Here is a 6,707-nt window from a genome sequence, read left to right on the forward strand (position 1 = left end):
AATGAACTCACGCTGGGGAAATGTACTAAAAGTTGTTTGGAAAGATTCACTCGAGATCAGCTTTGAGCTATTCAAGGTGATGATCCCGGTGGTGATCTTGGTGAAGATCTTACAGGAACTCGGTATGATCACAGTTCTTGGAGAGTGGTTAACACCCTTAATGCAATTCTTAGGTTTACCCGGATACACAGGATTGGTGTGGGCGACTGCGTTGTTTACCAACTTTTACGCTGCTGTGTTAGTATACATAAATCTAATGGGCGATGTTGAGACACTTAGTATCGCCCAGGTTACAGTGCTGACTTCGATGATGCTTTTTGCGCACAGTTTGCCAGTTGAACTGAGAATTGTTCAGAAAACAGGGCCAAAAATTTGGAGTATAGGGCTATTGAGAGTTGGCTCAGCGATTGTGTATGGATACATACTCCATATAGTTCAGTCTTTCATGGGATGGAATCAGCAGGCGGCCCAACTAGTTTGGCAGCCTAGTCCAATAGAACCCGGAATTGCAAACTGGGTTCTGAGCGAAATCGAAAATTTTTTTTGGATTTTCGTAATACTTGTCGGATTAGTTGCTCTGATGAAAATCTTGGATGAATCGGGCATAACTAGACTTCTTCAAACTTTGTTGGAACCTATCTTGGGAGTTTTATCAATCAGTAAACAGGCTACCAACTTAACTGTGATTGGAATAACTTTGGGATTAGCTTATGGGGGAGGACTAATTTTGAAGGAAGCAAGATCGGGATTGTTGTCAACAAAAGACATTTATTTTTCGCTTGCGTTGATGAGCATCTTCCATAGTGCTATCGAAGATACATTACTCATGCTGTTATTGGGGGCGGATTGGGTGGGCATTTTCGTTTGTAGATTCCTGTTTAGCTTCTTTGTCTTGTGGCTGCTGGTCAAAATTGTGGGCCATTGGTCAGAAGCAAGATTCAAATTTTGGTTTTGGCACCAAACAGCCTAGTAATCAGTTATATTATTAGGAATTTGTTGTTACTGATAATCAATTATGGCGACTTCCAATAACTCTGCTCAGATTTGCCATCTCTATGGCAGCTTGCATTGCGTACCTTCCTTGATTTCCCACCTTTGTCCCTGATCGTTCAATCGCTTGTTCAATCGTATCTGTAGTGAGGAGACCAAAGATAGTGGGGATGCCTGTATCTGCACCTACTGCGGCCACTCCACTGGTCACGGCTGAACAAACATGATCATAGTGCGAAGTTGCACCCCGAATTACAGCTCCTAAACAAACTATTGCGTCATATGCTTCGGTTTCTGCAAATTGACGAGCAGCTGTTGCAATTTCAAAAGCACCAGGGACTCTAGTAAGGAGTAACTCATCAGGATTACCTCCAAATTGCCGAAAAGTGTCAGATGCGCCTTCGATGAGTCGATCGACAATCATTTCGTTAAATCTTGACGCGACAAGGACGATCCTGAGCCCCTCAGCCAATAAATTTACTTTCAGTTCCTGCACAGTATTCCGATGAATCAGGATTTGGAAAGAGTATGCTCACATAATTCGCGGAGCATTCGAAAATTATAAATACCGGAGTCATGTCCGTCATTCCAGTAGAACCTTAGCGCATAATTGCCAACGAATTCACTTCGCGATGGCTGTATGTCTTGACGAATTTCAGAAGATTTTAAGATCTTCTCACCTGTGAGCTCATTTACACACAGTGCGCATGGACAGGCATCTCTCAGATCGAAATAGGGTAGCCGAGCCTCCATTCCATCCTTCCAAAGCAAATATAAATCATTTTCGACGAGGACTTTTTCTATGCGTCTTTTTCGGAGGTTTTGCATCAAGAATTCAATGGTGTTGGACGTCCCAAGTCAGATCTCCTAACTGTCGAACTCTAGCCAAACAAGCACCGTATGGAGAAGGTCCAGCCCACTCATCAGGAGAAATCATTGTTAATTGAGGATCACCAGAGTTTTCATAAAGATAGTAATCTTGATGGACTGCGGGTTTGAATCGAATGCTTGAAGATCGAATTTTCTGACGAATGTCAGCTTGCCATTCCACGAGCTGTGCTTGCTCTAATAATAGGTGCGCTTGAGCCTGCAAGCGAGCAGCTTCATGGTTAGCTGTATCGTTTGTCCGAGCTAATCCAGCATCCAACTGGATGGTGGATTCAGTGATTTTTTCGGCAGGTGTTGCGATCTGGACCGGGTAAGATTTCTCTTTTTTTTCAAGGAAGTTTTTGGGGATCATCAGGTCAGACATCTAAGCCGCTTCGGTTCAATGGTTTTGAGAGATTACAATTATTCTGCAACAGAAGCGGATTGCTGTCATCAAAGAATTCACAATGATTCAGATACCAGCAAATTATTTCATCAGTCTTAATATTTTTGCCAAGCTATCATAGCAATCCTTTGCTAGTTCTAATTTGCCCTCTTCTAGAGCAGCATTAGCAATTCGATTGTAGCGCTCTTGGAGGAAATCGAGATTGGCAGCAGATTGTTCATTTTGGGGATCAGTTGAATTTTCTACCCCTTCTGAAGATGGTTCTGAAACCTTCTCTGGAAGAACCATTGTTGGATTAGAACTCTCAAGAGGTTCAAATTTGTTAAGATCCATTGCTTCTTGGGAAATTTCTTGATCTGATTTTACTTCATGTGCTTCTTCATTTTGATGGTCGTTTCCATAAGAAAATTTTTCAGTTTCATTTTCGGGATTTTCACTATTCTCTTCTGCGTTTACACTTCCACCCAACTCATCCGAATTCGTGGTCTGTGAGGTTTGAGTATCAGATGATTCCAAGGCTTTTTCTGCTACAGGATCTTCAGTCAACACATCTTCAGAGTTTTCTATTTGGGGTTCGTCTCTATCTTCCTCAACCTGGTCCTCCTCAACAGATATCTCTTGCAGGTCATCGATTTCTGAAGATTCATCATTCAATTCCTTAGAATTCAATTCTGAATCGAATTCTGAAGAGTCTGAAGTTTCTCCTTCGAGTTTCGCATTTTCGATCTCAGCAGGATATGACTCTGGGGTAAGATCTTGATCTACTTCCTCATGTTCAGGGGTTGGTTGATCAGAGTGGTCTGAATCTGTTGTCAAAGGAGTCACAATTTCATTATCATCTTCAATTGCTAGATTATCAGAATCTTCCTCAGTTAGATCATTTTCGGATTCTAAATCTAGTTCAACTACCAAATCTTCCACGTCTTCAGACTCGTCCTCTTGATCAATAACACCGCCGTGCAATGCTTCGCTTGCGAGTAGTTCAACTTCTGATGGAGTCAGGATTTCAAGAGGCTCATTTGTATCTTCAGTTACCAGATTTTCTGAACTTCCAGATGCCTTAAGAGATTCATAGTCATCATCAATTATTGGTTCATCAGCAGGGTTAGCATCATCAGGCATTCTCGAGAGAACCAATTTATCATCTTCAATTGATTCCTCAGGTGTAACAGATTGAGCTTCTACTAACTCATTAGTTGGGTCACTCAAATCAGGAATGACTACCTCCGAAGCTTCAACTTTGCCAAGATTCTCCTTGGCCTCAGTAGTTCCCAATTCGGTTTCAGAACCTTCTATATTATCCTCAATTAGTTCTTCACCTTCACTCTTTTCAACTTGGGACGGTTCTGTTGTTTCTTGAAGGAGAAGTGATTCAGGTTGGATTTCTTCCTCTCCAGAATCTTTGAGGGAAAGTGCTTGTTCCTCCTCAGCTAACTCTTCCTGAAACCAGGATTCTGCTTCCTCTTCTTCAATTTCTTCCTCAACCTCATCTAGGTTTGATTCACGTTCATCCTCAAGCTCAGAATTTAGTTGAACTCTTTGCACTGACTGAGCTTCAATTTGCTCAGCGTGTTCGATAGCTTGGTTGATCGAGCCAAGCTCTTCATCATTTTCATCAATAGGATCTGTGGACTCTGGGTTTTCTTCATCATCTTCATCAGATTCTTCGCCGTCTAGCGCTTCAGCATTCTCAAAACCAGCTGTAGAATTTCCTTGTAATTCTTGGGCAACAGCTTCTGCAACAGCTCCGAGGTAAGTTGAAGAATCGGCTCCATTTTCCTCGGTAGATGGATCCTTGAGGAACTCTTCATCGATCTCCTTGTCGTCAACTGATGATGCTTCTGCAGATTCCTTCTGAGATGCTGAAGTAGATGCAGTGGGTTCTAGATTGGGGAGAACAACGGGTACAACTTCTTGGGGATTTGTGTTTGGAACTAGAGACTGCAATTGGGAAATCCAGCTGTTCACGTCCACCAATAAAGTATCAGATATTGGGCTACCATCCTCTAATTGAAAAGAGTAGTAACTTGTCTGATTTTCAATATCAGCAGCAATTTCAGCAAGTTGATTAAGGATTTTCCACTCTTTTTCAGCATCTAGAGTGGTTATTTGTTCCGTTGCCTGCATGAAGCCTCTTTCGAAGTTGGAGCTTGTGTTAAGACCGAAGCTATTGTCCTGTTTCATTCTATGCAAGACCAAGAACATTTCATATGTTAACTCAAGATTTTGAACTTAGAAAGCCCTCTAAAATTGCTCTGTGAGAACCTGCCAAGCATAGGTAGTCATCTCCAAATCTGTAACAATTCAATCTGAATCTGCAAAGCTGCCATGATGAAAAACAAACTAAAACTGGCATTTTACATGCAGTTAGCAAATTCAAAGAATCAAATAAAATTCAGAAAAACTCGATGGAATTATCAGTAACTTTTAGAGATATGGAAGCCTTAATACAAAGGCTGCAAGACCAAATTTGTAAAGGGTTAGAAGCCTTTGAGCCAATTCAGAGGTTTCAGCAAGATATATGGGAAAGAGAGCAAGGTGGTGGTGGCTGGACAAGAATACTCACTGGTGGAAAAACCTTTGGAAAAGCAGGAGTAAATATTTCTTCCATACATGGAGAGATTACGAAGGAACTAGCCTCCCAACTTCAGGTTGAGGAAGGTCTTTTTGGGGCGTGTGGGCTTTCACTGGTCATTCATCCAAATTCCCCCAAAGTTCCGACAATTCACATGAATGTCCGGTACTTTGAGACGAATGAAGGCCGAAACTGGTTTGGGGGAGGGACAGATCTGACTCCTTACTATCCGTATCCTCAAGATTTCAAGGAATTTCACCAAACATTGCAGCAAGCTTGTAATTCGGTCATTCCATCATCTTATGAGCAATATAAAGAAACTTGCGACCAATATTTCACAATAAAGCATAGATCTGAAATGAGGGGAATTAGTGGTATTTTTTTCGATTACTTAACAGGTACAGAAGCAAAGCACGCTGATCTAGTTCGAGCAGTGGGTGAATCATTTCTTCCAGCGTACGCTCCAATTGTTGAGCGTCGTAAAGATGAACCTTTTGATGCAGTTGACACGAGCTTTCAGAAAATTAGAAGAGGTCGGTATGTTGAGTTCAATTTGATTTATGATCGGGGAACACTTTTTGGGCTTCGATCAGGTGGCCGGATTGAATCGATATTTATGTCACTTCCACCGGAGGTGGAATTTCACTATAACTGGCAGCCTAAATCTGGAAGTGCACAGGAGGAAATGCTGTCATATTATCAACCCTATGATTGGATTAATGGATGAAAACAATGATAGGAACTCCAAAGAATTTCGCTTGGATATTGGCAGTTCAATTTGCTCTGGCTTTAACGTTCTTACCAAGCCTAGTAAGCGCGGACCAAGCACTGAAAAAATTCCGCCCAAATTACAAAGCTGTCTTGATGGCTGATGCGGACACAGGAAGAGTTTTGTTCGCAGAGCAGGAACATCTTAAGGTTTACCCAGCTTCTCTCGTTAAATTGATGTCGGTTCTCTTAACCTTCGAGGCCATCGAGGCAGGCAAAACAAGCTTGAATGACATTGTAGTGACTTCTACAAAAGCCAGTAAAATTGGTGGCACACAAGTCTTCTTGAAGGAAGGAGAAGAATTTACCGTCCAAGAACTTTTGAAGGCCATGATTGTGCGATCAGCCAATGATGCGACGTTTGCTATGGCTGAGCATGTTTCAGGGAATGAGGATTCCTTTGTACGCCTGATGAACCAAAGAGCCAAAGAATTGGGGATGGCTCATACAGAGTTTCACTCTCCTCATGGTCTTCCTCCTAGTCGAGGAGAAAAACATGACGTCAGTACCGCATACGATCTTTTTCTCTTAGCTAGATTTATCCTCCAGAATCATCCTCAATATCTAGAGTGGTCAGCAATTGAGATTGATTCATTCCGAGCAGGGACATTTCAATTGGTCAACACCAATCGTAAGTTGATGAGAGCTTATAATGGCATGGATGGGATGAAGACAGGATATTACCGAGCGGCTGGATTCAATTTGGTCTCCACCGCGAAAAGAGGAGAGCGACGGTTAATCAGTGCGGTGATGGGTTCTCCAAATGTAAAATGGCGAAGCAGAATTACATCGCATTTGCTGGACAAAGGATTTAATGAGTATCAAACAACTGAGCTAGTAGAGGCAGAAAAAATAATTTCTCAAACTGTTCTAGTAGAAGATGGTCAGCATAAAAAAGTCTCTTTAAAACCCCAGATGTCGGCGTCGCTGCTTTTAGGTCCTGGAGAAGAAGATCAAGTGAAACTGTTCTATCAATTACCCGAGAAAGTTGTGGCACCCGTTGAAAAAGGCAGCATGCTTGGAACATTAGAATTGAGAATGGGTGGAAAAACGATGCGTCAGATCCCTCTTGTAGCTGCTGAAGAGGTGCCTACTCAGAGT

Annotated in this window: 7 protein-coding genes; 3 read left to right on the forward strand and 4 right to left on the reverse strand. The window is 42.1% G+C overall.

The window, feature by feature from the left end; all coding sequences use genetic code 11:
• The first annotated feature begins 1 nt into the window (after position 1).
• The gene (locus tag P8O70_10995; GenBank protein MDG2197401.1) at positions 2-970 is read left to right on the forward strand and encodes a hypothetical protein; all 969 of its coding nucleotides are present in this window, start codon (positions 2-4) and stop codon (positions 968-970) included.
• Between the two features lie 39 nt (positions 971-1,009).
• On the opposite strand, the gene ribH is transcribed toward P8O70_10995, so the two are convergent.
• The 4 genes from ribH to P8O70_11015 all read right to left on the reverse strand — a co-directional run bounded on the left by ribH (position 1,010) and on the right by P8O70_11015 (position 4,390).
• Positions 1,010-1,486 carry a 6,7-dimethyl-8-ribityllumazine synthase gene (ribH, locus tag P8O70_11000; protein ID MDG2197402.1) on the reverse strand — a complete coding sequence of 159 codons (477 nt, stop codon included), beginning with the start codon at positions 1,484-1,486 and terminating at the stop codon, positions 1,010-1,012.
• 14 nt (positions 1,487-1,500) lie between these two features.
• Positions 1,501-1,818 (reverse strand): DUF971 domain-containing protein, encoded by a 318-nt coding sequence (locus P8O70_11005; GenBank protein MDG2197403.1) that lies wholly within the window; start codon positions 1,816-1,818, stop codon positions 1,501-1,503.
• A 7-nt stretch (positions 1,819-1,825) separates the two neighbouring features.
• Positions 1,826-2,242 (reverse strand): DUF2452 domain-containing protein, encoded by a 417-nt coding sequence (locus P8O70_11010; GenBank protein MDG2197404.1) that lies wholly within the window; start codon positions 2,240-2,242, stop codon positions 1,826-1,828.
• Between the two features lie 102 nt (positions 2,243-2,344).
• Entirely contained in the window at positions 2,345-4,390 is a 2,046-nt protein-coding gene (locus P8O70_11015) for a hypothetical protein (GenBank protein MDG2197405.1), read from the reverse strand.
• Positions 4,391-4,671: 281 nt separating this feature from the next.
• Here P8O70_11015 and hemF point away from each other — a divergent pair, with 281 nt between their 5' ends.
• Both hemF and P8O70_11025 read left to right on the forward strand, forming a co-directional pair.
• Positions 4,672-5,565, forward strand: a complete 894-nt coding sequence (gene hemF / locus P8O70_11020) for an oxygen-dependent coproporphyrinogen oxidase (protein MDG2197406.1) — start codon at positions 4,672-4,674, stop codon at positions 5,563-5,565.
• Positions 5,562-6,707 (forward strand): D-alanyl-D-alanine carboxypeptidase (locus P8O70_11025; protein ID MDG2197407.1); only part of this gene is annotated, 1,146 nt, incomplete at its 3' end. The genes hemF and P8O70_11025, both read left to right, overlap by 4 nt.

This window comes from SAR324 cluster bacterium, from assembly GCA_029245725.1.
In the GTDB taxonomy this organism is placed as follows: domain Bacteria; phylum SAR324; class SAR324; order SAR324; family NAC60-12; genus JCVI-SCAAA005.